24 protein-coding genes are annotated in these 26852 nt (G+C 58.7%); 10 read left to right on the top strand and 14 right to left on the bottom strand.

Annotation, left to right across the window (positions count from 1 at the left end):
- The 3 genes from HHJ06_RS09355 to HHJ06_RS09345 all read left to right on the top strand — a co-directional run.
- Window positions 1–772 (top strand): hypothetical protein (locus HHJ06_RS09355; protein WP_215429068.1); only part of this gene is annotated, 772 nt, incomplete at its 5' end.
- A gap of 6 nt (window positions 773–778) precedes the next feature.
- Complete coding sequence (locus HHJ06_RS09350) at window positions 779–1318, top strand: hypothetical protein (protein WP_215429067.1); 540 nt, start codon at window positions 779–781, stop codon at window positions 1316–1318.
- Between the two features lie 470 nt (window positions 1319–1788).
- Complete coding sequence (locus tag HHJ06_RS09345) at window positions 1789–2193, top strand: SH3 domain-containing protein (RefSeq protein WP_215429066.1); 405 nt, start codon at window positions 1789–1791, stop codon at window positions 2191–2193.
- 84 nt (window positions 2194–2277) lie between these two features.
- On the opposite strand, the gene HHJ06_RS09340 is transcribed toward HHJ06_RS09345, so the two are convergent.
- From HHJ06_RS09340 to HHJ06_RS09280, 13 genes are all read right to left on the bottom strand, one after another.
- Window positions 2278–3417 carry a serine hydrolase domain-containing protein gene (locus HHJ06_RS09340; protein ID WP_215429065.1) on the bottom strand — a complete coding sequence of 380 codons (1140 nt, stop codon included), beginning with the start codon at window positions 3415–3417 and terminating at the stop codon, window positions 2278–2280.
- A gap of 168 nt (window positions 3418–3585) precedes the next feature.
- The gene (tsaA, locus tag HHJ06_RS09335) at window positions 3586–4278 is read right to left on the bottom strand and encodes a tRNA (N6-threonylcarbamoyladenosine(37)-N6)-methyltransferase TrmO (protein ID WP_215429064.1); all 693 of its coding nucleotides are present in this window, start codon (window positions 4276–4278) and stop codon (window positions 3586–3588) included.
- Window positions 4279–4341: 63 nt separating this feature from the next.
- Window positions 4342–5616: a dihydroorotase gene (locus HHJ06_RS09330; protein ID WP_215429063.1), complete on the bottom strand. Its 1275-nt coding sequence runs from the start codon at window positions 5614–5616 to the stop codon at window positions 4342–4344.
- 6 nt (window positions 5617–5622) lie between these two features.
- The gene (locus HHJ06_RS09325) at window positions 5623–6549 is read right to left on the bottom strand and encodes an aspartate carbamoyltransferase catalytic subunit (RefSeq protein WP_215429062.1); all 927 of its coding nucleotides are present in this window, start codon (window positions 6547–6549) and stop codon (window positions 5623–5625) included.
- Between the two features lie 28 nt (window positions 6550–6577).
- On the bottom strand, window positions 6578–7114 hold the full coding sequence (gene pyrR, locus HHJ06_RS09320) for a bifunctional pyr operon transcriptional regulator/uracil phosphoribosyltransferase PyrR (protein ID WP_215429061.1): 537 nt from the start codon (window positions 7112–7114) through the stop codon (window positions 6578–6580).
- Window positions 7115–7140: 26 nt separating this feature from the next.
- Window positions 7141–7551 (bottom strand): AIR carboxylase family protein, encoded by a 411-nt coding sequence (locus HHJ06_RS09315; protein WP_215429060.1) that lies wholly within the window; start codon window positions 7549–7551, stop codon window positions 7141–7143.
- A 130-nt stretch (window positions 7552–7681) separates the two neighbouring features.
- Complete coding sequence (locus tag HHJ06_RS09310) at window positions 7682–8281, bottom strand: hypothetical protein (protein WP_215429059.1); 600 nt, start codon at window positions 8279–8281, stop codon at window positions 7682–7684.
- A gap of 138 nt (window positions 8282–8419) precedes the next feature.
- Entirely contained in the window at window positions 8420–8989 is a 570-nt protein-coding gene (locus tag HHJ06_RS09305) for a hypothetical protein (protein ID WP_215429058.1), read from the bottom strand.
- 231 nt (window positions 8990–9220) lie between these two features.
- Complete coding sequence (locus tag HHJ06_RS09300) at window positions 9221–9826, bottom strand: hypothetical protein (RefSeq protein WP_215429057.1); 606 nt, start codon at window positions 9824–9826, stop codon at window positions 9221–9223.
- 332 nt (window positions 9827–10158) lie between these two features.
- Complete coding sequence (locus HHJ06_RS09295; RefSeq protein ID WP_215429056.1) at window positions 10159–11751, bottom strand: NAD(P)/FAD-dependent oxidoreductase; 1593 nt, start codon at window positions 11749–11751, stop codon at window positions 10159–10161.
- Entirely contained in the window at window positions 11748–12803 is a 1056-nt protein-coding gene (locus HHJ06_RS09290; RefSeq protein ID WP_215429055.1) for an agmatine deiminase family protein, read from the bottom strand. The genes HHJ06_RS09295 and HHJ06_RS09290 overlap by 4 nt, the downstream gene beginning before the upstream one ends.
- Window positions 12804–12817: 14 nt before the next feature.
- A complete protein-coding gene (locus HHJ06_RS09285; RefSeq protein WP_215429054.1) occupies window positions 12818–13213 on the bottom strand; it encodes a Minf_1886 family protein in 396 nt (131 codons plus the stop codon).
- Between the two features lie 38 nt (window positions 13214–13251).
- The gene (locus HHJ06_RS09280; RefSeq protein WP_215429053.1) at window positions 13252–14562 is read right to left on the bottom strand and encodes a serpin family protein; all 1311 of its coding nucleotides are present in this window, start codon (window positions 14560–14562) and stop codon (window positions 13252–13254) included.
- A 123-nt stretch (window positions 14563–14685) separates the two neighbouring features.
- On the opposite strand from HHJ06_RS09280, the gene HHJ06_RS09275 reads away from it, so the two are divergent.
- The 5 genes from HHJ06_RS09275 (at window position 14686) to HHJ06_RS09255 (ending at window position 20904) form a co-directional block, all read left to right on the top strand.
- On the top strand, window positions 14686–15993 hold the full coding sequence (locus HHJ06_RS09275) for a PDZ domain-containing protein (protein ID WP_215429052.1): 1308 nt from the start codon (window positions 14686–14688) through the stop codon (window positions 15991–15993).
- Window positions 15994–16028: 35 nt separating this feature from the next.
- Window positions 16029–17342: an AI-2E family transporter gene (locus tag HHJ06_RS09270; RefSeq protein WP_215429051.1), complete on the top strand. Its 1314-nt coding sequence runs from the start codon at window positions 16029–16031 to the stop codon at window positions 17340–17342.
- 59 nt (window positions 17343–17401) lie between these two features.
- Window positions 17402–18982 carry a sulfatase family protein gene (locus HHJ06_RS09265; RefSeq protein WP_215429050.1) on the top strand — a complete coding sequence of 527 codons (1581 nt, stop codon included), beginning with the start codon at window positions 17402–17404 and terminating at the stop codon, window positions 18980–18982.
- Between the two features lie 22 nt (window positions 18983–19004).
- The gene (locus HHJ06_RS09260; RefSeq protein WP_215429049.1) at window positions 19005–19493 is read left to right on the top strand and encodes a hypothetical protein; all 489 of its coding nucleotides are present in this window, start codon (window positions 19005–19007) and stop codon (window positions 19491–19493) included.
- A gap of 160 nt (window positions 19494–19653) precedes the next feature.
- A complete protein-coding gene (locus HHJ06_RS09255) occupies window positions 19654–20904 on the top strand; it encodes a ferrous iron transporter B (RefSeq protein WP_215429048.1) in 1251 nt (416 codons plus the stop codon).
- Window positions 20905–21480: 576 nt separating this feature from the next.
- On the opposite strand, the gene HHJ06_RS09250 is transcribed toward HHJ06_RS09255, so the two are convergent.
- On the bottom strand, window positions 21481–23802 hold the full coding sequence (locus tag HHJ06_RS09250; RefSeq protein ID WP_215429047.1) for a hypothetical protein: 2322 nt from the start codon (window positions 23800–23802) through the stop codon (window positions 21481–21483).
- Window positions 23803–24174: 372 nt separating this feature from the next.
- On the opposite strand from HHJ06_RS09250, the gene HHJ06_RS09245 reads away from it, so the two are divergent.
- Window positions 24175–24555 carry a hypothetical protein gene (locus HHJ06_RS09245; RefSeq protein WP_102724599.1) on the top strand — a complete coding sequence of 127 codons (381 nt, stop codon included), beginning with the start codon at window positions 24175–24177 and terminating at the stop codon, window positions 24553–24555.
- A 115-nt stretch (window positions 24556–24670) separates the two neighbouring features.
- Window positions 24671–26806 carry a DNA gyrase/topoisomerase IV subunit A gene (locus HHJ06_RS09240; protein ID WP_343206616.1) on the top strand — a complete coding sequence of 712 codons (2136 nt, stop codon included), beginning with the start codon at window positions 24671–24673 and terminating at the stop codon, window positions 26804–26806.
- Window positions 26807–26852 lie beyond the last annotated feature (46 nt).

Genomic DNA, 26852 nt, shown 5'->3' with positions numbered 1-26852 from the left:
CAAATTGTTCATTACAGACCTTCTTGGATGTGCCATCTACGTGGTTGCGTGTCTAGATAAAAACAACGAAAAAGACGCAAATAAAATAAAAGATTTACAAACAAATATAAAAAATATTAAAGAAGTTTCAGATAAAATAATTGCCGCAATTGAAGAATTAGATGAAAAAAGCAAAAATACGAGAGGGAACAAAGATTTATTTGACTGGCTTAGAGATGATATAAAAGCTTCTATAGCTATAGATGGGAAAAAATTTAATGATTCGTCTCAGGAATTTATAAAAAAGATAGAACATGAAAAAACTTCAACCATTGAAGTTGTTTATGGTTCTGATAAAAAATCAAAGAAACAATTATCTGATACTGTAAAAAAATTACTGAAAAATATTACAGAAGAATATGATACATTAGCAGTAATCTCCCATGGTGAATATTCAACAGCTACTGGAATAAAAAAGCCTACAAATCAGCTAATTATAGGAAAAAAAGAAGATAAATCTAAAATATATGCCGACATGGGAAAATTTAAAAAATTCTTATCTTCATTGTATCCATCTAACTCAACAAATGGATATGGTATTTATTTAGTTGCATGCCATCAGGATGGTGCAATTTCCGATGGAGGCTGGAGAATTTATTCTAATGCACCAGAAGGAGAAAACAGCTTTTCCTTGCAAATGAAAAAGAACGAAAGCTATTTGAAGTATTATCCAGCAAAAATTGTAAGCACTGCAGACAATAATGATACTCCTCCAATTCCACGCCCACAATAGAGAAATATGAATATTATTAAAAAAAATATCTTAATTATTGCACTTATTATCATTTCTTTATCAGAATTTATAATTATATTAAATTATACTAAATTTTCAGTATGCAATTCTAATACATCTGCATTATCGTATAAACTTGATTCTTCCCTGAATGACGATGATTTTGTTCCAGATATTTCTTCAGAGTACCCTCACATTTATTTTAAAAATTTGGAAACAGAAGAAGGTATATCTATTGAATCAGGAGTTTTAATTACAGAGAGAAAAAAATCTAGGCAGTCTATTAAAAATAAAGATTATTTTGAATCTGAAACTATTATTTTTAATCCAAATGGTAACAACCACCTTCCAACTGAAATAAAAAATACACCTATTTTTTCTATTCCATGGACACCTGATCTTCTCTCAACAGAATCAAAAGATGGTTCATTGTATATGGAAATTCAGAAAAGATCATCATACCCTTTAAAGATGAAATTAAATTTACGAGCCAAAGATAGTAATGGCCAGGAATGGAATCTCATATGGGTTCCAAATAAATTATAAGTATTTCATGACGAGAACTTCTAAAAACTCTTAAAATTTTCTCTTTGTCTCCGGCAAAAAGGAAATTTCAGATATCAATACGACAACATACTGGATAAAGAACTTTGTATGGGACTCCAGCGGTGCATACAGCTACATGCGGCCCGATGACGACCAGATGGAATGAGAAGGAAACGGCATTGACTAGAATTACAATAAAACGTTCTTCCGGACAGCAAAAGGGACTCAACAAAATACTTCCTCCCTTAAAGGAGAAGGGGGGTGCAATTGATCATAGAGCATTCAAATGGTTCCTTGGCGCAACCCAACAAGGAAATATGGACTCACAATATTATTGAGATTGATCTATCACAAGGATTACAAGTAGGATAGGAGAGAACGGAAGCAGGAACGAAACAGGCAGCAGGCAAAAGGTTATGCTGAAGCCCCAGAAACTTCAACATCATCCATTCAAGACAGAAAATCATCACATGAAAACAAACGGCGCGCCCCAGGGAATCTTTAAAACAGTCGCTTCACACCGGACGGAATATGAACATCCCATCAGGCTGGAAAAGGGGGAACGAGTTCAGTTGGGGGAAAGAGCGCCGGAGGAAAACTGGAAGGACTGGATTTGGGCGGAAAACAGCCGGGGCCATGGAGGCTGGGTTCCCGTTCAACTGATTGACCATCCGGAAGACGGAGCGCAGGGAATGGTGCTGGAAGATTACAGCGCCAGGGAATTGGACGTAGACCCGGGGGAAGAAATCGTCAAGCTCAGGACGCTGAACGGGTGGACGTGGGTCCGGAGAATAAGCGACCGGGAGGAGGGATGGATACCCAATGAGTCCATTGGAGATGAAGCGGCGCAGACCGCGGAAAACGGACGCTCTTAAAAACAGGACGCGCATCCGGAAAGTCTCCCTTTTACCCCGGAAGTACGGCTTTTACTCTCCTGCCCTCCGGTTCTTTCCGGAAGGTCACGCCTCCGGCGCCGCCTGAATTTCCTTCATCACCGCGTCAATGAGCAGGCGCGTTTTCACGCCGGGCAGCACGTTCAGGTCCATGCGGTTCATCGCGTAACCGAAGGAGAGGCCGTGGGCCGGGTCCGCAAAGGCGTGGGAGCCGCCCGCCCCGGCGTGCCCGAAGCCGCCGGAGCCGAACAGGCGGCGCAGCTTGCGCCCCGTGGCGGGGTCCGCCGGGTCATGCATGAAGCCGCAGGAAAAGGCGGTGGGCGTTTTCAGGGTCAGGTCCGGGCCGTCAATGACGATGTCCCGCATCCAGCCGCGCACCGCCGCCGGGAATACCTGAAGTTCATCCAGCCCCAGGCACGCCTGGTAGAATTTTGCCATGCCGCGGGCGGAAGCTACGCCCCCGAACGCCGGAGCGCCGGACGTCCACGCTTCCGGCGTGTTCATCTGCCGCACGCTGTTCAGGCCCATCAGGGTGTTGAACGCGCGGTTCACGGGCGTTCCCTTCTTCATATATTCCAGATAGAAAGGCGTGCCCATGTTGGACATGTCCATCTTGCCGGGGTACAGGGTCGCCACCCGGCTGAATTCGGATTCCGGCAGGCGGATGTAAAAGTCCAAGTCCAGCGGCGTGCGGATGTATTCTTCCCAGTAGCGCCAGAGGCGCTCCCCGGTCAGCCGCAGCATGAGTTCATCCAGCATCACGCCGTAGGTATGCGGATGGTAGCCGTGCTCCGGGGGCTGCCACGCCGGAACGGTTTCCTCCAGGGCGCGAACGCAGTCCTCATGGTCAAAGACGCTGGCAGGCCGTGAGAAGGCAGCCAGGCCGCACTGGTGGGACATCATTTGCGCGATGGATGCGTAGGGCAGCGGGAATTCCGGCCACAGTTCCCCCATGCTCATTTCCGGGGAGGCTCCCTGCCGGTACAGGGCCAGCAGCAGGGCGGCGGAAGCGGCCCCCTTGGTGGCGGAGTAAACGGGCACCAGGGAACGGTCCGTCCACGGGCGCGTTTCATCCGCCACGGCAAAACCGGAATGCAGGGAAACAAGTTCCCTCCCCTCCTTCCAGACGGAAACGGACGCGCCCAGTTCCCCGTAATCACGGAAGTTCCTCTCAAAAGCTTCAGCTATCTGCCGGTCATTGTTCATTCCCTTAAACAGTCCGGTTCCATTCCCGGATTCCGGGAGAAGGCTACCTCCCCGCGCCCTGCAAAGCAAGCCCCCGCACTGTCCTGACGGGCCGCCCAGGGTCCGCGCCTGATGACAGCATCACCGCGCAGACGGATGGCAAAACACCGGGATTTCAAGCTTTCATCTTTAGCCTCCCATATTCGGGCGTTGACCGGAGGGCTCCAGGGACAGCACGTACAGGCACCCCTCCGCCACCCTGAATTTCACCTCCCGCCCGGAGAACAGGAGGCCGTAAATCCGTTCCGGGTCGTCCTGGTACTGCGGGCGGGGGTCCAGGGACAACGTATCCGCCAGCGCCGCCAGTTCCTCCGGCGGCATGGATTCCCCTAGGACGGCGGGTATTTCCACGTCCAGCCGCTCATAGGGGGAGGCGGTGAAACCCTCAGCGGCTTCCGGAATGCAGTCCGCCAGGGGCACATAAGGCTTGATGTCCAGAATGGGCGTGCCGTCCACCAGGTCCACGCCGGAAAGGTGCAGTACCGGGCCGTCCTGCGCGTGCAGTTCCACCCGTTCCAGCCTGACGGCGGACAGGCCGATGGGGTTGGGCCGGAACGGCGCGCGCGTGGCGAATACCCCCATGCGCACATTCCCGCCCAGGCGCGGAGGCCGGACGGTGGGGCTCCACCCTTCCCGCAGGTTTTCACTGAACACCCAGATCAGCCACACGTGGGAAAAGCCCTCCAGGCCGCGGACGGCGTCCGGATTGCGGAACGGCGGTTCAAACACCAGCCGCGCCCGTGCTCCCGGCACCAGGCCGCTCTGGCGCGGCACGCCGAACTTGTCCGGATAACACGTGCTGACGCGGGCGACGGGGTGCAAGCGAAAGTTAATAGCTAATAGTTAATAATTAATAGCTTCCGGTCTTTCTTCATTGCGCTTTCGTCAGAAGCAGTGAAGCTGTTCTCCGAGCACCACGGCTTCCACCTTCCCCTTCAGGGTCTTGCCCAGGAAGGGGGTATTGCGGGCGCGGCTGCGGAGCGTTTCATCCGTGACGGGCGTTTCACCCTCCGGGTCAAACACCACCAGGTTGGCCGGGGCGCCTTCCTCCAGGGAGACGGGAGGCAGGCCCATGAGCCTGCGGGGAGCGTCGCTGCATGCGCGCGCCACCGTCTGCCAGGACATTTTTCCGGGTTCCACCAGATACTGGTAAATGGCGGGAAGGAACGTATCCAGGGCAATCATGCCCTGCGGCGCGACGACGAAGTCCTGAAGCTTGGAGAACGGCGTGCAGGGCGTGTGGTCGGAGACGATGCAGTCAATGGTGCCGTCATTCACCGCGGCAATCAGGGCGTCCACGTCAGACCGGTCCCGCAGGGGAGGCAGGGTCTTGTAACTGGTATCGTAACGGCCCACGTCCTCATGCGTGAACAGGAGGTGGTGGAGTGCCGCTTCCGCGCTCAGTCCGGCGGTTTCCGGCTTGCAGCGGCGCAGGATGTCCACGCTGCCGGCGGTGGAAACGGTCTGCACATGCAGGGAGTTGCCCGTCTCCACGGAAAGGCGGATGATGGTTTCCATCCCTATTTCCTCCGCGCAGGAGGGGGAGCCCGTGAGCCCCAGGCGGTAGGAGGTGGTGCCCGGGTGCATGGTGGCCTTGGCCGTCAGGGACGGCACGTCCCCGCGCAGGGCGAAGGTGAGGTTCAGGTTGCTGGCGTACTGCATGGCGCGGTACAGCAGCAGCATGTTGTCCGGCGCGCGGTCCCCGTCCGTGATAAAGCGCACGCCCTTGGCGCGCAGGGAGTCGTAGGAGGCCTGCTCTTCACCGCCGTCCCCCTTGGTCAGGCAGCCGGAGGGGATGACCTCCACCAGCGCGTCCGTGCGGCAGATTTCCATGAAGGTGGTGATCTGGGCGGCGTTGTCCATCACGGGATCGGTATCCGGCATGGCCATCAGTCCGGTTACGCCGCCATGCAGGGCGGCAGCCGTAGCCGTAGCCACGCGCTCCTTGTCCTCCCGGCCGGGCTGGCACAGGTGCGCATGAAGGTCAAACAGGCCGGGCAGCACCAGCTTGCCGGAGGCGTCCAGCACCTTCTCCGCGGAATCCGCGGACAGCGTTCCGACGGGCGCCTTGGCGGAGATCACTCCTCCGGAAACCAGAATATCCACCGGAGCGGAACCGTCCGCCAGCCGGGCATTGCGAATAAGTACGGAAGTTTTCATGAACAATCAGTGCTGGGTTTGCGGGGTGAGATGGTAAAGGATGGACATGCGGCACGCGATGCCGTTCTCCACCTGCCGGTTGATGAGGCAGCGCTCATAGTCCATCGCCAAGTCGCAGATTTCCACGCCGCGGTTGACCGGGCCCGGATGCATGATGTACAGGCCTTCACCGGAAATGCGCTCCAGCCGTTCCTCCGTGACGCCGTAAATCTTGTTGTACTCCCGTGCGCTAGGGAAGAAGGGGGCGTCCTGCCGTTCCTTCTGCACGCGCAGCAGGTAAATGACGTCCGGTTTCCACGCGAACGCCTCGTTGAAATCCGAAAAACGGGGGATGCCGGAATGCTCCGTGCGCGGCACCAGGGAGCCGGGCCCCAGGTAGGCCACTTCCATCCCCAGCCTCTTCATCAGCAGGGAGGTGGAGCGCGCCACGCGGGAATGCAGGATGTCCCCCACAATCAGCACGCGCTTTCCCCTCACGTCCGGGAACACCTCCCGGATGGTGAAGGAATCCAGCAAGGCCTGGGAAGGATGGGCATGCGCCCCGTCCCCGGCGTTGATGACGCTGGCGCAGGTATGGCGCGCAATCACGTTCGGCAGGCCGCTGTTGTAATGGCGCACAATCACGTAATCCACCTTCATGGCCTGGAGCGTGGCAATTGTGTCCTGCACGGATTCCCCCTTCACCACGGAAGAGGTGGACACCGTGAAGTTGGTCACGTCTGCGGACAGGCGTTCCGCCGCCACCTCAAAGGAGGAGCGGGTGCGGGTGCTGGGCTCATAAAAAAGCGTCAAAACGGACTTCCCTTTCAGGGCAGGCACCTTTTTGACGCTTTTGGTGAAGAGCTCCTTCATCGGACCGGCCGAATCCAGCAGCGTATGAATTTCCTCGTCGGTCAACGAGGAGATGTTGAGAAGGTCCTTGCGGGGATTCATGAAAAACGGGTAATGGATTGAGAACTGTTTAATTGGCGGCGATAACCACACGGTCTTCGCCGTCGGCCTCCTTCATGCTTACGATGACCTTGGCCCCGGCGTGGTCCAGCACGTGGCCCGTATAGTCCGGCTGGATGGGCACCTCCCGCCCCCCGCGGTCAATCAGGCAGGCCAGCTCAATGCGGGCCGGGCGCCCGTAGTCAAAGAGGGCGTTCAGGGCCGCGCGGATGGTGCGCCCCGTGTAAAGGACATCGTCCACCAGCACCACCCTCATGTCATCCGTGGAAAAGGAGAGGTTGGAGGAGCGGAGGGAGGGACGGGCCTCCAGCTTGAAAATGTCATCCCGGTACAGGGAAATGTCAATGGCTCCGCACTGGGCTTCCACGCCCAGTTCCTTCACCTTGTCCACCAGCCTCCGGGCGATGACGTCCCCCTGGCTGAGCAGGCCCACGATGGCGAGCGGTTCCCCGGGGAAGCGGGCCACAATGCCGTGGGCCATGCGCTCCAGCGCACGGGAAATCCCCGGGCCGTCCAACACGATTTCCTGTGAGGGGGGAGGAGTCATCTGCCGGAAGGTAAAGGAGTGAACGGTTACAGGCCGGCCAGCTTCAGAATGCGGTGGGCGGCCATGGCGGCGTTAACGGGAGTCTTCTTATGCAGGCCCACCGTGGTGCAGGGCACGCCGCCCGGGCACTGGGCGATGGCCAGCAGGGCGTCAATGCCGTTCAGGGGGCCGCCGGGAACAGGCACGCCGATTACCGGAAGGGAGCAGCTCATCACCACCACGCCGGGCAGGGCGGCGGACAGGCCGGCCACGGCCAGAATCACGGCCTTTTCTCCGCTGGCTTCCAGATCACCCAGGAACTTGATCAGCTCCGGGAGGTCGCGGTGGGCGGACAGGACGGTCTCTTCATACGGAACATTCTCCTGCGTAAAATACTCGCGGGCGGGTTCCATAAAGGGCTTATCATTCGGGCTGCCGTAGATGACGATGACTTTCATGGCTGTGTGTGCGGTTGTGAAACTTGCAGATTATGGCCCCAAGCCCCCTGCCCTGGCAAGACTTAACCTTCAAAAAAAGCGGCGGGGCCGCGGGCGTGAATGGCGTCCAATATCCATTCCCGCATTCCCATTACCTTACAAAAACCTTCAAGCGTCCTGCGGCTTCACCATCCGCTTCTTCAGCCGCTCCGGGGAATTCCATTTTTCCGGCAATCAGATCATCCTTCATCCGTTGGAGCAGCTTTATTTTTTCCTCCTTCTCCAATACCCGGAGTTTGCGGTTCAATGCCTCCAAAAGAGAGATGCTGCGTTCTTTCAAACGGTATTTTTCTCCCACGGGAGCGCTGATTTCATTGGTCCGGATGTAAAATTCCTTAAAAGCCGCGCGGAACTGGACATCGTCCATCTTCTCCTTGCGCACCCTGTCCAGAAGTTTTCCCGTTTCCTCCCTCACGGCCTCATAGGTTTTTCTGTAGTCAGGCGGGCATTTCTCCAGCATTTGAGGAGGGACCCCGGCCTGATGGTTGGCATACAGGGCCATCAGGACGTCACGCATCTCCCTGCCCTCCATCTCCAGAGTCGTTATCATGCTTATGATGTTTCCCAGCACGACCACCCTGTCAATGGCTTCCCGGCCCCGCTCCAGCGCCTTCCCCTCCTCCGTTTCCAAATCCACATTCGCCATGGAGGGAGCCGCAATATCCTGCGCCCGGGAGGAAAGAGGGCACATGCCGCCCAACAATGCACCAATCAATAAAAGACGACTCGCTCCGGACATGCCAACACCATAGCACACGGCCATTCTGGAACAATGAGTTTTCCTCATGCCCCCACGGATAGCTCCGGGCCATTCCGGAAAACTCCGGGCTCAGTCCTCCACCGCTTCCGGCATCACCAGATGCCCGGAACGCACCTTGTCCCGGAATTTTCTGAACTCCCGGGCAAAGGATTCCTGGTCCATGTCACCGCGGGTGTTGACTTCCCTGCCTATCCAGTTCATGACCTGCTGGCACACGTCCTCCATGCCGTACCGAGCCAGGAAGATGAAAAGTTCCCGGTCTTCCGGATTAAACGGGGTGGTTTGCAATTCCCTCTTCCCGTCCACGGCGTCCTTCAGCTCCTGCACCCTGGCATTCATCAAATGCTGGAGCCCCTGCGGGCATTCCTTCAGTTCCTGCTCCGGAAAAGCGGCCAGCATGAGGGGATACAGGTCTTTCTCCCTGCAAAGATCACTCTGGTTTTCCATGGCGGGCAGAGCCACCGCCAAATAGAGCAGCACGAAAAACTTGCGGATGGCCGCCTTCTCCTTCGCCAGCTTCTGCCCGGAAGGAGTTTCCAGGTCCACATTCGGCATGCCGGGAGCCCCCACATCCTGGCCCACGCCGGGCAGCGCGAACCACACGGGGCACAGTATTAAGAAGATCCGGGACGCTCTCATGGCTCATTTTGGACAGCTGCTTCCACCAATCGTTCGAAATCTGTGGGTATCTCCTGTTCTTTCACTACTTTACTTTTCCGGGCCGTTTCACCAGGAAAAACTTAAAATCTCTCCTTTCCGGAATGAAAACCGCAGAAAAAAACGCTTTTTCCGGACGCCGCCCCCTCTTTTCCGCCAGCAGGCAGCGGTTTCCGCCGCACGGCAGTTCATGACGCGCCATAACTCCTCCCTTCATACATCTTCCGGCATCTCCGGGCCCTCCATTTCTTCAGCCTCGCCCACATCACCGGGAACTGCAACTTTTCCTGCCTCCATCTCTTCTTTCAGCTCATGCATCCGCCGGGCTTTAAACGCGGGGGTATCGCTTTGCCTGAAGGCCAGCCTCTCAGCCAGCCAGCGGGCAATCCGGTCTTCTTCATCCTTCAAGCCGTACTTGAACAGCAAGGCAGTGACTTCTTCATCCGCCGCATAAGGCCAGACAATGCTCCTTTCCTTTCCGTCCAGGAACTCCTGTATCTTCCGCTTTTTTGCAACAATCAGTTCCTGAAAATCCGCAGGGCAGCGTTTCAGGGCGCTTTCCGGGAATTCCTCCAGGATCACCTGATAAAATTCCGTAGCCAGACCATTGCCTCCCCTGATTATGACTTCAAAGGCAGGGAGGTTCCGGACAAGGAACAACTGGGCAAGAAAGTTCCGAATCCCTTCACGACTCTTTTCACGCGCCCTCCCCTCCTCCGTATCCCCATTCAAGTCCGGCACGGCGGGAGGAGCAATATCCTGGGCGGCCGCCATTCCCGATATACTTAAAACGAGCAGAAAACGAACCATCTTTCCCATGAAAACACCATACCAGAAACATGCATTCCGGCAATACCGTTCCTCCGGCCTCTTCCCTTCCGGCTTGCATGCGCCAATTATTTCCGGAACGAAAGGCTGTTCTTACAGGTAACAGCCGGGGATGCGGCCTTGTCCGGCGGGGCGTGGAAAGAGCTTCATGGAGCATCGCAGGCCTCCGCGGCAACTGAAACAATGCCGGGCTCCGGAGAACTGGCAATAACATTAAGAGAGGAACACGGGATTGGTAAAAAAGAGTGCGCCTTTGGCAGCGCCTCCGTCCCGTTATCCGTAGAAGCCTGCGGCAGCCCCGGTGGCCGCCGCGCAAGACCGTTTTAACGGGATACCTGCTGTGCCATGGCTTCCGCACAGCGGCGGCCGTCCAGGGCGGCGGAAACAATGCCCCCCGCATACCCGGCCCCTTCCCCACAGGGGTACAGGCCTTCCAGTTCCGGATGCTCCAGCGTGGCGGAGTCCCGCGGAATGCGCACGGGGGAACTGGTGCGGGTCTCACAGCCGATGAGTTGGGCGCACGGCCCGGCAAAACCGCGCCACTTATGGTCAAATTGCCGCAGTCCTTCCCGCATGCGCCACACGATTTCCGGCGGAAGCAGTTCATGCAGGGGATGGGACGCAATGCCGGGGTGGTAGCTGGTGGGAAGAAGGGAGGAGGAAACGCGCCCCTTGAGAAAATCCTCCACTTTCTGGGCGGGGGCTTTCTGCATGCCTCCTCCGGCCCGGCTGGAGGCGGTTTCCAGCGCCTTCTGGTACGCCACGCCCGCCAGAACGCCGTGCTCCCTGCGGAAGGCTTCCGTGTCTTCCGGATGCACGCTGACCACAAACCCGGCATTGGCAAAGGGGGAGTCACGCCGGGCCAGGGACATGCCGTTGACCACCACCTCGTCATTTTCCGTGGCGGCGGGCACGATAAAGCCGCCAGGGCACATGCAGAAGGAGTGGACGCCACGGTCACGGATGGTCGTGGTCACGGAGTAGCGCGCCGCCGGAAGCTGTTCCGGGCGTTTCCCGTCCGGGCGCAGATGGTACTGCCGCGCGTCCACGAATGCCTGGGGATGTTCAATGCGCACCCCCACGGCAAAAGGTTTCTGTTCCAGCGCCAGCCCCTCCGCCAGCATCATGCGGTACACGTCCCGCGCGCTATGCCCGGTAGCCAGCAGGACGGCATCCGCCGCAAATTCCCGGCCATCCGCACAGGCCGCGCCGCGTATGCGCCGCCCGTCCGCGGAACGGAGCAGATGCACCACCCGGGCGTTGAAATGGATTTCCCCGCCTGCGCGCAGGATGGATTCCCGGATGGCCTTCACCACGTTCGGCAGCAGGTTGGAGCCGATGTGCGGATGGGCGTCCGTCAGGATTTCCCGCGGCGCGCCGTGAGCGACGAATATCTCATAAACCTCCCTCACCGGGCCGCGCTTGGTGGCGCGCGTATACAGCTTGCCGTCCGAGAAGGTGCCCGCGCCGCCCTCCCCAAAGCAGTAGTTGGAATCCTCAATCACCGTGCCCTGCCGCAAGATGGGGGCCAGGTCAAAACGGCGGGAGGAGACGTCCTTTCCCCGTTCCAGCACCACGGGCTTCATCCCCAGCTCCAGACAGCGCAGGGCGGCGAACATCCCCGCCGGGCCGAATCCCACAATCAGCGCCGCCGGGGCGCCGGGTTTCACGGGCGGATAATCCCGGGAGGGGAGGCGCTCCGGGGGCAGCGGTTCATCCACCCCCGCGAGAAAACGGAGCTGAAACAAAATTTTCTTCTGCCGGGAATCAATGGATTCCTTCAGCAGGCGCAGTTCCCGGATGCGGGAGGGGGCAATGCCCAGCTTGTCCGCCACGGCGGCGCGGCGCGCCCGCTCGTCCGCGGCCTTCTCCATCGGCAGAATCACATCCACCGTTACGCCTTCCTCCGCGCTCATGGCTCCTCCTTCCGCGGCCGGGGCTGCTGCTGGGTGATGCAGTGGATGGCTCCGCCCTCCAGCACCAGCTTGCGGGCATCCACGCCCACCACCTGTTTTCCGCTGAAGCATTCCCGCAGAATGCCCAGGGCGCGGTCGTCATTCCGGGGCTGGTTGAACACGGGAACAATGACGGCGTCATTCACGATCAGGAAATTGGCGTAACTGGCCGGAAGCTGGTCCAGCCGCCAGTCCTCCGCGCGGAGCGGGTCCGGCATGGGCAGCGGTACCACCTCCACGCCGGAGCCGTCCACGCACTTCAAATCCTGCAACCGTTCATTGTTTTCCGCCAGGGCGCGGTAATGGGGGGAGGAGGAGTCCGGCTCCACGATGGAGACCACGGCATCCCGGCGCACAAAGCGCACCATGTCGTCAATATGGCCGTCCGTATCATCCCCCTCAATGCCGGAACCAAGCCAGAAAACGGTCTTCACGCCCAGCATGCGCCGCAGTTCCTCCTCCATCGCGGCGCGGCTCCATTCCGGATTGCGGTTGGGATTCAGCAGCACGGACTCCGTCGTCACCAGCAGGCCTTCTCCATTCCCCTCAATGGCGCCCCCTTCCAGAATCATGGAGGAGCTGCGCACGGGCAGCCCCAGCGCGGCGCCCATCAGGGCAGGAATGCCGTTGTCCAGGTCCCAGGGAGCAAATTTGCCGCCCCACGCGTTAAACTGCCAGTCCGCCAGCATCAGGGAGCCGTCCTTCACGTCCTGCACAAAGACGGGGCCGTGGTCCCGGCACCAGACGTCGTTGGTGGGATGGTTGAACAGGCTGTACCGTTCCTCCCGCACCCCCGCGTCCTGCATGGCCTGCCGGATGCCCGGATGAAGAACTTCCGCGGCGTTCACGCACACGCGGGCATGCGGAGCAATGGCGGCGGCCACGCGCCCGTAAGTCTGCCGGAGTTCATCCAGGCCGCCCTGCCACAGATCCCTGCGGTGGGGCCAGGAAAGCCAAACAGCGTCCTGCGGTTCCCATTCAGCGGGCCAGCGTACATCAGGTTCCTTGCTCATGGCTGTATGATCGGTCAACTGGGCTGATCCCGGAATTCGTAAGGCTCCTCAAACGCCTTGCGGAAACTCATGAATCCCTTGAAGTCATCCAGGGAATCTTCCGGCTGCTTGGAAAACACGTCCTCCTCAATCAGTAAAAAAACCATCTCCCCCACATTCTTGCCGTTGCGCAGCCCCCAGTCCTTCAGCACGGTGGAGGCCATGGGACCGAACTGGCCCAGGGCGTAATCCCGGAAGCCTTCCAGAAGCTCCTGCCCGCTGACATGGCGCTGGGAGCCCGCCTCCTGCTCTTCAATGCGCTGCATGGTGAAATCCAGCGCATCTTTTAGAAAGGCATACGCCCGTTCCGAGAAACGGGAGTCTTTCTGCACAATGCGGCTCACGGCATCTTCAAACGTAGGGGTGGTCATAACGGCGCACCCCCACCCTATAGAGCCCCCTGGGAAAATCAAGGTTTTTGGGAGCACGCAACGTTCATGCCCGCCTGTTCCTTTTCCGGGTATTCCGGACCGGCAAAGGTTCCGGCAAAGAGCACCGCCCGGTCCACCGGGCTGTAAATGAGCCACAGGAAAGGGCGGTTGAATTTTATTTCCGGCCCTTTCCCAAGAGGAGGAGTTCCGGCAAAAGGCTCCATGTCATCAGCGGTGGAGGCCACGGCTTCCAGCCCGTCCTCCCGTACCCGGATGGCGCATTTCTGGTATACGTCATGGATTTTCAAGGGCTCCGACGCGCAACTTCCCATGCGTGAAAAATCCGCGCGGGCGGTAAACGCGTCTTTCATTCCCAGGGCCTCCAGGGCTTCTTTCAGGGAGAGCGTGGGAGAGGCCTGGGAGAAACGGGGCAGACGCAAATGGTATCTGGAATATTGCTCCAGCGGTTTTCTGCCGGGCCAGCGCGTCTCCTCCGAGGCATCGCGGGCGGACAGGGCGGAGAGAATGCCGTTCCATTCCTCCGCCGCCATGCCGGCAATGAATTGTTTCAGCTTCTTCCCCTCCGGAGGCAGGACGGCCATGAACACGGGAGCCCCCTTCCCCCCGGAAAAGAACAGGCTGGCCGCGCGCACTCCACCCTTCTCATCATACATGCCGCCCTGCCTGGGCCATGAGTTTCCTTCCGTAAAGACCTGCTGCTTCATCATGGGCATGATGCAGGAAGAGCCGTCCTCCCGGAAGAACGCCTGCGCCTCCGTCTTCCCTTCAAACCTGCTCTCCCAGAATACCCTCATATACACGGCATTGGCCAGCACAAGCACCGTCCGGCCACTTATTTCCTGCTGGTTCAGAAGGTTCCTGATCCGGCCGCCCGTGTTTTTGGCCGCCCAGGCGTTGACCTGCCGGACAGCTTCCGCCTTGTTCTCCCGGAACGGAGCCGGAACTACGCGGCCCGTCCCCACGGCCCTTTCATAGTCTTCTTTCAATTTCACGGACCGGTCCGCAAAAATGCGGCTGGCGGAATAACAGCGCCATGACCGGGAAAAATCCTGTGACAAAAAAGACCACTCCTTCCTGATGGCGCCGTCCCCCGGTAAAACGGCCTCCATCTGGTTTTTCGTCTCCCCTGCCGCCCCCGGCAACAGGTAACGGAGAACTTCATACAGGGAAAAGGGGGAAATCATGATATTGCCGCCGCTTTTTTCCGCGCACGCCCGGAGCAAACGCAGTTCCGGAGGGGCGGAAACGCCCGGAACCGGAGGCGCAGGGATGCCTGCCCATGACACGGACCCCAGAAAAGCAATACACGCCAATATCCTGAATATCATACTCCTGCATTATCAGACCCTTCCGCCGTGGCAAGTTTTACCATCAGATGCCGTCAAAATACCCTCCAGGCAGCAAGGAAACCTTGCCAGCGTCTGGTCTGTTTGTTATGAATAGAACGCTTTATGTTCCGTTTCTCCATTTTGCTTCTGGCAACCGTGCTGTGCGCTTCCTGCGTATCGCACCGGCCCATCCAGGACAGCAGTTCGCCGCCCATTGACGCGGCCAACCCGCTGGACGGCACTCCCGTGGCCCTGGCCTGGAGCTCCGGAACGCAGTTGATGATGGGCGTGGATACGGGCGCCGTGCAAACCTCCCTGCTTTTCTCTCCGGCGGTGGAATCCATAGGCGCGCGCCTGCGCGGCAGAGGCGTCATGCGCACGGCCAATGTCCCCATTTCCCTGAAGGAGGACGGGGAGCCCATCTCCCGGAAACAGGACGTGGTGATGGTGGACCAGGCCCCCTATGACGGCCTGCTGGGCTGGGAGTGCATCCGCAAGTACGTGTGGAACATCAACTATCCCAAACGCTCCCACCGTTTTTTCAACAAGCTTCCCGCCAAAATCAAGAGCTGGCACAAGCTGGCCCTGATCCCCGGTTCCGACTACCCGCAGATTGCGGACAAGCACGGGCGCCGCATCATTCTGGATACGGGGGCCCCCCATGCCGTCTATATCTCCAAGAAGCGCTGGAGCGCCATCAAGCAGGCCTATCCGGACGCGTTTGTCAGCGTCTATTCCGGCTACAGCCCCGCCGCGGGAGGGTTTTACGCGCATGAATGCATGCACGTGAGCTCCTTCCAGCTGGGCCCCCTGGAATTGAAAAACATCCTGCTCTGTGAGAGCTTCGCCAATCCGGACGTGATGGGCATTCCCAATGACATTGACATCATCCTGGGGTACGGCGCGCTTTCCGCCCGCCAGTTCTGGCTGGACGGACCGGGGAACGCCCTTTATTTCAGCTCCACCACCCACCGCATGCCCGCCCCCGCCTCCTTCAACCTGATGGGCGGAACCTTCATCCAGGACCGCAACGGAAACGGCCCCATGAAGGCCTACGTGGCCGAATGGTCGCCCGCCTGGGACGCCGGACTCCGGACGGGGGACGTGCTCGTCTCCATCAACGGGAGAAAGAATCCGTACCCGGATCTCGTAGAATATGTAACCACCCAGCGGGGGGCCCAGGCCAGCGTTGTGGTCCAGCGCAGGAATAAACTGGTGCGTATTCAGTGGGAAGTTCCGGCCGCGCCCCCCGCCGGGGATTATTACCCCACGCCCCAGGCCATTACGGAGAAGGAGTTTGAGAACCACGTCAAGCAGCAGGAGGAAAAGGACCAGGCCCGGGACGGCGCCGGGGAACAGCAACCTGCGGGCCCGGCGGAAGAATCCTCCCCCGGACCTGAAAATCAACCGGAAAAAGGCTCAGCCGCCTGAATCCGCGCCCATTCAGCCATCTCTCTACAACCGGTATGAACAACGCACAGCAGCAGAATACCCATGGCGGCCCTGACGCCTGCGGCGTTCCCTCGCTCTTCCAGAGAAAAACCTGCTGGTGCGCCCTGACGGGCGTCGCCTTCCTGGCGATGCTGAGCATTGCGGCCTTCGTCATTTTTGAAGTGGTGGAGCTCCTGGGCTTTCTGGAACCGGTCCTCCTGCCCATCCTGATTGCCGCCGTCATCTCCTACCTGCTGGAGCCAATCGTCTCCTGGCTGGTTCACCTTAAATTTTCCCGCCCCTGGGCCGTGGTCACGGTCATGTTCGCGGCGCTGGCCGTCATGGTGGGCTTCGGCGCCACTATCCTGCCCCCGCTGATCCGGCAGACGGATGAATTGATCGACAACCGGATGGAGCTCTGGGACAAGACCTCCGAGCTGATTGACTCCACCATTGAAATTCCCTTTATCTCCCGCACCATCGACAGCGTTTACAGCACCAGCCTGCGGGAGCTGGACGCGGGCCATTATTCCATGGCGGAACTCCATGACCTGAGAAACGCCAAAACCGCCCGGGAAAAGCTGGGGGCGTACATGACCATCAATTCCTCCTTTTACCAGGACAAGCTGATGAGCTGGCTCACTTCCGGAGGGAGGGCCCTGTACAGCACCATAGGCATCATGGTGAGCATCCTGATTACCCCCATCTTTGCCTTCTACTTCCTGCTGGAGGCAGACAAGATCAGGGAGAAATGGCCCAGCATCCTGCCCCTGAAGGCCTCCAAATTCAGAAAGGACGTGGTAGACACCATGGAGGAAATCAACGGATACCTGATTTCCTTCTTCCGCGGCCAGATGCTGGTGAGCATCATTGAGGGCATCCTGATCGCCATCTGCCTGAAACTGCTCGGGCTGCCGTACGCCGTCACCATAGGCGCGGCGGTCTGCGTGCTGGGCATCGTGCCGTACCTGGGTATCATCACCGCCTTCATTCCCGCAGTGCTGCTGGCCTGGTTCACGTGGGGGGACTTCCAGCACGTGCTGATCGTTTCCGGCATTTTCCTGGCCGTCAACCAGTTTGACGGATGGATCATCCAGCCGAAGATCGTGGGGGATTCCGTGGAGCTCCACCCGCTTACGGTCATGTTTTCCGTGCTGATCTGGACGCTCATTCTGGGCGGCCTGATTGGCGCCCTGCTGGCCGTCCCCCTGACGGCCGCCATCAAGGTTCTCTACAAGCGGTACATCTGGCAGAACGCCAGCATGCGCCCCATGACGGACCCCCTGCCTCCCCCGGACGAGCCCCATGAAGCCCCCCCGCCAGGTTCGGGAGAACCCACTCCCGGTTAAACCGCGGCATCCCGCCCTCCATTTTCTCAAGCAAATACCATCCACACACACCTGACAACATGAACAAAACCGCATTACACCTGATGCTGGCCCTGGCGGCGGCAACGGCCTGCCCGGCCGCCACCACGCCCAAGGTCAAGCCGCCCAAAGCCATCGTCATGATTTACGCTGACGACCTCGGCTACGGGGACGTAGGCTGTTATGGAGCCAAGGGGATTCCCACCCCTTCCATTGACAAGCTCGCTAAGCAGGGCGTCCGCTTCACGGACGCCTATTCCACCACCTCCGTCTGCACCCCTTCCCGCTATGCCCTGTTTACCGGGGAATATCCGTGGCGCAAGGAAGGCACGGGCATTCTGCCGGGGGATGCCGCCCTGATTATTGACACCAAGAAGCCCACGCTGCCCAAGATGCTCCAGTCCCACGGCTACAAGACCTACATGGTAGGCAAGTGGCACCTGGGCCTGGGGGAAAAGGGAAAGAAAATTGACTGGAACAAGCACATCGCCCCCAGCCCGAACGAAATCGGCTTTGACGAAAGTTTCATCTTTGCCGCCACGGGCGACCGCGTTCCCTGCGTGATTCTGGAAAACGGCAACGTCCGCAACCTGGACCCGAACGACCCCATTGAAGTGTCCTACCAGCGCAACTTCCCGGGACTGCCCAACGGCAAGGATAACAAAGACCTGCTCAAGCTCATGTGGAGCCACGGCCACAACCAGGCCGTCATCAACGGCATCGGACGTATCGGCTTCATGAAGGGCGGCAAGAGCGCCCTGTGGAAGGACGAGGAAAACGCGGACGTGATCACGAAAAAGGCCATTGAATACATCCAGAAGAGCGCCAAGGCCAAGGAACCGTTCTTCCTGATGTTCGCCACGCATGACATCCACGTGCCCCGCTGCCCGGAAAAACGCTTTGTGGGCAAGAGCCAGCACGGCGTGCGCGGCGACGTGACCGTGGAACTGGACGACTGCGTCCAGCGCATCACGGAAGCTCTGCAAAAAGCCGGCCTGGAAAAGGACACCCTGGTGATCTTCTCCAGCGACAACGGCCCCGTGCTTGACGACGGCTACAAGGATTTTGCCGTGCGGGACAATGCCACCCACTCCCCCGCCGGACCCTTCCGCGCCGGCAAGTACAGCATTCTGGAAGGCGGTTCCCGCATTCCGTTCATCGTCAAATGGCCCGGAGTGGTCAAGCCCGGAACCACCAGCAAGGCCCTGTTCAACCAGATGGACCTGGCTGCCTCCCTGGAGCAACTGCTGGAACCCGGCAAGGCCAACTCCTTCCGCGACTCTGAAAACGTGATGCCCGCCCTGCTGGGCAAATCCGCCAAGGGCCGCGACTACCACGTCATCAACAGCACCGGCAAGGCGCTGGCCATCCGCCACGGCAAGTGGAAGTTCATTCCCGCCGGCGTAGCCATCCGTGACGGAATTAACGGCGTCGTTGCAAAAATGAGCAAGTCTCCGGAAGGCGGCAGCCTGTTTGACCTGGAAAAGGACCCCAAGGAACTCAACAACGTGGCTGCCCAGCATCCGGACATCTGCGAACAGATGAAGGCCAAGCTCCAGGAAATCCGCCAAAGGCCGGAAACCAAGGCTGACCTGGTGGACCTGCTTCCCCTGGACGACTAATAACAGCCATTCAACCTGAATCATGAGAGAATCCGCCACATGCTCCCAGTGCGGGCACGGGTACACCTACCCGGCTGAACTGGATGCAAAAACCGGCATGCGCTGCGCGTCGTGCGGCGTTCTGATTCACGTTAAAACGGGGCTTCCCTTCGGGGAAGCCCCCTCTTCCCCTTCCGGGCAGGAGGAGGAAAACGCCATGAAGAAAACTCCGGCCCTCCCTCCCGTTAAAAGAAAACAGCCGTCGCCCTCCGGGCGGGACGCCGATGCCCGCGCTTCCAGGGAAGAAATCCTCAGGCAGCCCATGAACACGGCAACCGGCAACCCCGTCCCCGCCGTATCCTGGCTGGCGTGGGGACTGGCCCTGGTCGCGTTAATCCTGGCCTTCATCTTCCCCTCTTACGGGAACGACTCCACGGACCCGCTGTACATGCTCCAGTGGCTCCCCTCCATGATCTTCGGCTGCGCGGCGGCCATCCTTTTCATCCAGGGACTTGCGGCCATGCGCCGCTAACGGGAGCCGGACTTCCGGAGACTAGGGGCGCAACTACGGAAAGGGCCCGGGCGCAAGCCCGTAAAACGGACCTCCGGCATCCGTAAACGCCTTCCCGCAAAGCCGTGATTTTTAAGCTTGCCTGTCAAATTAGCAGGGTCTAATTTATGCTCCGTAACTTATGGAACGGGAGGCAGAGGCGCAGGAAAACAGGTGGAGAGCCAGGCTGGACGCCGTCCTGATGCACAGGATATGGGGGACTCTTATCTTCCTGTGCATTGTTTACGTCATCTTCTTCCTGAGCTTTGCCATCGGGGACCCCCTGGTCAAACTGATCCAGACGGGCACGCAGATGTTCAGCATCTGGGCCAGCCGCATGCTGGAACCGTGGCCCCGCCTGCAATCCCTGCTGGGTGAAGGCGTGGTGGGCGGCGTAGGAGGCGTGCTGGCCTTCCTGCCGAATGTGGTGCTCCTCTTCGGGGCCATCACCGTGCTGGAAAACAGCGGATACATGATGCGCGTCTCCCGCCTCATGGGCCGCATCATGAAAATCATGGGACTGAACGGCAGCAGCTTTGCCCCGCTCCTGCTGGGCTTCGGCTGTTCGGTTCCCGCCATCCTGTCCACCAGGAGGATTGGCGCGCGCAATGACCGGCTGGTCACCATCGCCGTACTGCCCATGATGAGCTGCGCAGGGCGCCTGCCCATCTACATGATGTTCGTCTCCGCCCTGTTTCCTTCCCGGTTGCAGGCTACCGTGCTGTTCGGCATTTACGCCAGCGGCGTTCTGCTGGCCCTCTGCTGCGCCCGGCTCCTGAAAAACACGTTTTTCAAAACCGTGCAGCGGGACTCCCCCCACCACATGAAACGCCTGCGCCTCCCCTCCCTCCGGAAGGTGGGCTATCTGATGTGGTCCCGGGCTTTCATGTACGTCCGGAAGGCGGGAACCTTCATCCTGGGGGCCTCCATCATCCTGTGGTTCCTGAATACCTATCCCAGGCCGGAGGAAGGCGCCGCGCCGACTGCCGCCGCGGCCATGGAGCAATCCTACGCCGGGCAGATAGGCCACTGGATGGAACCCGTCACGCAAGTGGCCGGATTTGACTGGAAAATCAATTCCGCGCTGCTGGGCGCCTTTGCCGCCAAGGAAATCTTCGTCACCCAGATGGGCATCCTCTTTGCCGTACAGGACGGGGACTCCGGCCCCGCGGCCCAGCAGACGCTGAACGCCCGGCTCAAGGCCAGCTACACCCCGCTGCAAGGCATCAGCATCATGATGTTCTGCCTCATCGCCCTGCCCTGCATCGGCACCGTCACCGTCGCCAAGCGGGAGGCAGGCACCTGGTGGTTCGCGCTGGCCCAATTTGCAGGTCTGACGCTGCTGGGCTTTCTGACAGCTACGCTGGTGTACCAGGCGGGATTGCTGTTGTAGGGGAGGATTGCTTCCGGAGAAAGGAAGGCTGCCCTTTCCCGGCACGCATGCGGCCATGGAAAATACCGGAACCTATCTGATGTTCCGGTATGAAATACCCGCCAAGGCGCAGAGAAGGAATTCTCCTGCAAGGACCGGGAAACCGCGTTACGGCTGGACGGAAAGGGAGGCTTGGAGCCCGCAGGGTGAATGAGCCTGAAAGGCGAATGAATCAAACCCTTATCCTGCGGAGGGTTTCTACAAGGGCTGGGAAGCCCCCGCTCCCGGCAGCACGGCCATCAAGGGACACAGTGAAGGGACTGTTTTCCCACGGTTTGAATGGAACACATCCAGCGGGGAATGAAGCCTTCCCGTCCTTCATGGAGCGCCGCAGGCTTCTGCGGCTCCGGAACAAAAACACGGACGAAGCCGCTCTTTTTTAACCGCCGGATTTCTCCCTTTCCGGATTCTTTCCTCTCTGACTCCCGGTTTCCTCTCACCTGCCGCAACGGACTGCGGCGTTCCATACGGTTCTTCTGCACAAAAAAACCGGAGGGATGCATCCCTCCGGTTTCCGGATACGGTTGGTAAAACCGGCTAAATGGTCTTGATGACGGAAGACTCGTCGTCCTCCCTGTCGTCGCCGGAGGCGGCTTTTTGGGTGGGAACGGGCGTCTTTTTAACCTTTTCCAGGGCTTTTTCCACCGCCGCAATTACCTTGTCTTCCCCAGTCTTTTCACTGGCAAGTTCATTGTAAACCTTTTCCTTGGCTTCATAATCAGCCTTGGCGGCGGCATCGTTCGGGTTGGCCTTAAATTTGTCTTCCGCCTTGAACAGGGCTTCCTCCGCGGCCTGGAACTTGGGTTCCACTTCATCCCTGTGGTCTTCCGCCGTCTGCTTGATGCGGCCCAGCAGGCGGATCACATAGGGGCGGTTGCTCAGCCTCTTGAAGGCAGACACCAGGAACTGGCGGCGTTCGCTCGTCTTGGCGTCCGCAATGAGGGGTTCAAACAGCTTGAGGGTGGCGTTGTCATCCCGGTCACGGTCCACGGAAAGCACGCGGAGAATGGAATCATGGGCCTGGGAGCGCACTCGTTCATGCAGGGATTCATCCTTCCAGGCCTTGAAGAGGTACGGAACGGCGTCATCCGTGTTCCAGTCCCCCCAGGCGGTGACGATGGCCAGGGCCTTCTTGGGGTCTTCCTTGTAGCTCTTTTCCATCATGTCCAGCACCTTGGGGTCCCCGGTGCGGGCCAGCAGCTTGTAGAGAATCTTGACGTTTTCCTCCGGCATGCTCTTCTGGTACTGCAGCAGCTTGGCAGACAGGGCCGTGCGCTTGGCGGGGGGGGCCTCGTCAATCAGGTAGCGGGCCGTGCGGAAGGCGGAAGAAATGAGGTCCGGAGAGGCATCCTTCTGCTGGAGAATCTTCATGATGTCGTCCAGGTCGTCCAGCTTCATCGCAAAGCGCATGTACTTGAGCACCACGGCCTGCTTGTCCTGAATCTTCTTGTTCTTGCTCTCGCTGATGGAAGCGTACAGGTCCTTCAGCAGGTCACGCATGGCGGGGCTGGAGGATTTGGCCAGCAGCGTCACCATCATGGAGTATTTTTCCTTGCTGTACTTGCCGACGTTTTTCTTCATGTCCTCCACTACCTGGCGGGCAATGTTGTCATCCATCTGGGCCATGATGGAAACCAGGTGGGCGGCTCCGGGCCAGTTTTCCCGGTTCCCCTTGACGCCCCTTATATTGGAGAGCAGCAGGGCGGCGTCCTCCGCATTGGGCACGACTTTCACGTCCGGAACACGGCCAAGGTTTTTGGAATCAAACAGGCGGCTGCGGCCCAGCTTTCCGCCTTCCACCACCAGCGCGTTCAAGCGCGCGTTTTCCCCTTCCACCTGGTCTTTCTTGCTGTTGGTATGCCATGCGTAAATCCCCACGCCGCCGGCGGCAAGCACTAGAACGCATACCCCGTAAATCACGCCCCTCAGCAGGGATTTGGACTTATCCACGGAGGCGACCATTTCCCGGGCGGTTTCCGTTCCGGCAGGCGGCTGGATTCCGCCGGTGCCCGGCAGGGGAATGCTGCCGGTGGGGGAAGCAGCCGCGGCAGGAACGGGCTGGGAAGAGGCGGCAGACGCTACAGAAGGCGCAGGAGCTGCGCCAAGGGGGGATTTCAGCACCTTGAGCCGGGGCACGGAGCTTTCATCCGGGGCAGCGGCAGGCGCTTCCTCCGCCTGGGCGGGAGCGGAAGCCGTCTTGAAAACTTTTAATTTGGGAACGGTACCCGCGGCGGGCGCCGGGGCTGGTTCCGGAGCAGCGGGGGCCGGTTCCTGGGCGGGCGCGGGCGCCACGCCAGCGGCTTGCGCCAGAGCGGCGGCCTGGGCATCCGCCAAGGCTTTTTGAGCCTCCGCTATTTTAGCCAGGGCATCCTGGATCTGGGCGTCCACGGCAGGGTCCGCCATGGGCTTGGAGGCGGCTTCCTTCTGTTCCTGTTCCGCGGCAAGACGGGCTCTTTCCTCCTCCGCGGCCATACGCGCCGCTTCCTTTTCCGCGGCAATCCGCGCGGCTTCCGCGGCCTCCTGCTCCGCTTTGATTCTGGCGGCTTCCTCCTCCGCGGCTATTCTGGCAGCCTCTTTTTCCGCGGCAATGCGGGCGGCCTCCTGTTCGGCGGCGGCCTTTTCCGCGGCAATCCTGTCCGCTTCTGCCTGCTCCGCGGCACGGCGCGCGGCTTCTTCCTGCTCCTGAACCAGCTTGGCCTGCAATTCAGGAGTAAGGAAACGCGGTTTGGCAACCTCCACGCCTTCCGCGGCAGGAGAAACAAACTTTACCTTGGACGCTGCGGGGGGAGCTGCCGTTACGAGACGGCGGCGTAACTTGGGAGCCTCTGGAGAAGACGGCGATTCTGGCTGATCTGTCATGATGATAAAATGGCTGGAAGATTGGGGTGATTTTACATGATCTCCGCGGCCCTGCAATCTCAAAATCCCGGCTGACGAACGGACACGCAGCGCCCCGGAACCTCTGATTTAAAAAGGTATCCCGGAAAAAGACTTCATGCAGAGAGGAAAATGAAAAGACGCTTAAACATCCTTCAAAGGCCTTTGCACAAATTGTTAAACAATGCAATTTTTTAATGATAAAAAACGTGAATAAAAAATGAAGCCATAACTGAATCTCAAGAATATGCGACCTTTATTTAAACGGTCTTTTAAATCATGTCAAAATACATGCTCTTTTTTCTTGCTACCCCCCGAAGCTTTTATTAAACAAAGAACCACTCGTCAATTATCATGAATTCCAACGACAGCACCAAAAACAAGAGGCGTTATACGCCTGAAGAAAAACAATCCGTTCTTGATTTCATTGCCGAACGGAAAACCCAGAACAAAAGGGGCGCCCAGAAAGAAGCCGCTGAACGCTACGGCATCAGCACGGTGACCATCTCCAGCTGGATGAAGGCCACCAAGGCCAAGCGCGGCCGCAAGCCCGGCACCAAAAACACAGCCGCCCCCAAAGCGCAGCCTCTTGCTGCGGCCCAGCCCGCAGACCTGCGCCGCCTGGCCGCCGTACTGGAAGAAATTGCCGACCTTGAAGCCCAGACAGCCAAGCTTGACACCCTCCGCGCCGAAGCAGAGGAACTCAAAAACAGGCTGACGGCCAGGCAAGCCTGATTATAGGTCTCCATTCCTTTTCCCGATAACCGGCTTTTCTTAACGGGAAGCCGGTTATTTTCTTTCCGGAGATCGCACTTGCCCCTCCGGAATAATTCCTTTAATATTTGCGTCCGTGACTCAACCCGCCCACATTGCTCCCGCGAGCCAGTCCGTGGAAGGCATGTATGCCGACTACTTTCTGGATTACGCCTCCTACGTCATCCTGGAACGGGCCGTGCCAAAGATCAATGACGGGTTCAAACCCGTGCAGCGCCGCATTCTGCACGCCATGGACCGGCTGGATGACGGGCGCTACAACAAAGTGGCTAATATCGTGGGCGACACGATGAAATTCCACCCGCACGGCGACCGCTCCATTGCGGACGCGCTGGTGGGGCTGGGACAGAAAGGACTGCTTATCGACACGCAGGGGAACTGGGGCAACATCCTGACGGGAGACCCCGCGGCGGCCTCCCGGTACATTGAAGCGCGCTTCACCCCCTTTGCCCACGATGTGGTTTTCAGCCCCAAGGTCACGGAATGGCAGCTTTCCTATGACGGCAGGAACAAGGAACCGGTCAGCCTTCCCGTCAAATTCCCCCTCCTTCTCGCCCAGGGGGCGGAAGGTATTGCGGTGGGGCTCTCCAGCAAAATTCTTCCCCATAATTTCAATGAGCTGATTGACGCTTCCATCGCCCATTTGCGCGGACAGCCCTTCCAGCTTCTGCCGGACTTCCCTACCGGAGGCGTGATGGACGCCACCAATTACCGGGACGGGGAACGCGGCACGGGCCGCGTGCGCATCCGGGCGCGTATCATTACGGAATCCAAAAAGCTCCTCCGCATCACGGAAATACCCTTCGGGGTCACTACGGAAATACTGATTGACTCCATCGTCTCCGCCGCGGAGAAGGGAAAAATTAAAATTGCCCGCATTGAGGACAATACGGCCCAGCACGCGGACATCCTGGTGCACCTCCCCGCCGGAGCGGACCCGGAGCAGACCAGAAAAGCGCTGTTCGCCTTCTCCGCCTGCGAAGTCAGCATCTCCCCGAACGCCTGCGTTATTGTGGAGGAAAAGCCCAGGTTCATGTGCGTGAGCGACATCCTGCGCTACAACACGGACTCCACTAGGGAAATCCTGCGGCAGGAGCAGGAAATGCGCCTCAAGGAACTCAACGAGGCATGGCACCAGGCGAGCCTGGAAAAGATCTTCATTGAAAACCGCATCTACCTCTCCATTGAAGACTCCGAGACATGGGAGGAAGTGCTGGGCACCATTGACCGGGAATTGAAGCCCTTTGCCGCCTCACTGCGCGGCCCCATCACCAGGGACGACCTGGTGCGGCTCACGGAAATCAAGATCAAGCGCATCTCCAAGTTTGACGCGTTCAAGGCGGACCAGCACATCCGGCAGCTTGAGGCGGACATTGAACAGACGCAGAAGAACCTCAGCCAGCTTACCAGGTTCACCATCCGCTGGTTTGAGTCCCTGCGCAAGAAATACGGCGCGGCCTATCCCCGGAAAACGGAAATCTCCTCCTTCGGCTCCGTGGACCGCGCCCAGGTGGCCGTGGCCAATGAAACGCTGTACATTGACGAAGAAGGCTTCGCCGGCTATGGCGTCAAGAAGGGGAACCCCGTCTGCAAGTGCTCCACGCTGGACGACGTGCTGGTCATCGACAGCACGGGGGTACTCAAGATCGTGCGCATTCAGGACAAATTCTTTGCCGGTAAAAACCCCCTTTATATTTCCGTAATCAAGAAGGATGACGACCCCGTCTTCAATCTGATCTACCGGGACGGCAGGGACGGCCCGGTGTACGCCAAACGCTTCCACATAGGCGGCTTCACCCGGGACAAGGAATACCCTCTTACGCTGGGAACCAAGGGAACGCGCATCTTCCACTTCTCCGTGCATGAGACGGAGGAAAACAGCGCCCAGATCAGCGTGAACGTGTACCTGAAGGCCGTGCTGAAACTCCGTAACCTGGTCAGGCCGTTCCACTTCTCGGAACTAAGGATCAAAAACCGCGGCGCGCAGGGCAACATCATCACCAAGCATCCGGTGGAACGCGTTTCCCGCATCATGCCTCCGGCCAAATCCGGGGATGAGGAAGCGGAGGAAGAATCCCCCGCCCCCGGAGCGGCACAGGCGGAAAGCACGCCCGCGCCGGACACGGAAACGCCGCAGGCCTCCCCGGCTCCGGACCAGGAAGAGCCCCCTTCCGGCCCCGCGCTGGAACAGGGCTCCCTGTTTGAATCCTGAAGCATTTAAAAATGGGCCGCGCTCAACGTGCCACCCCATTTTCGGC

Origin of the sequence: Akkermansia muciniphila (assembly GCF_018709685.1) — a bacterium.
GTDB lineage: Bacteria > Verrucomicrobiota > Verrucomicrobiia > Verrucomicrobiales > Akkermansiaceae > Akkermansia > Akkermansia muciniphila_E.
The sequence above is the reverse complement of the archived record's forward strand: the minus strand, read 5'-3'. Positions and strand labels throughout refer to the sequence as shown.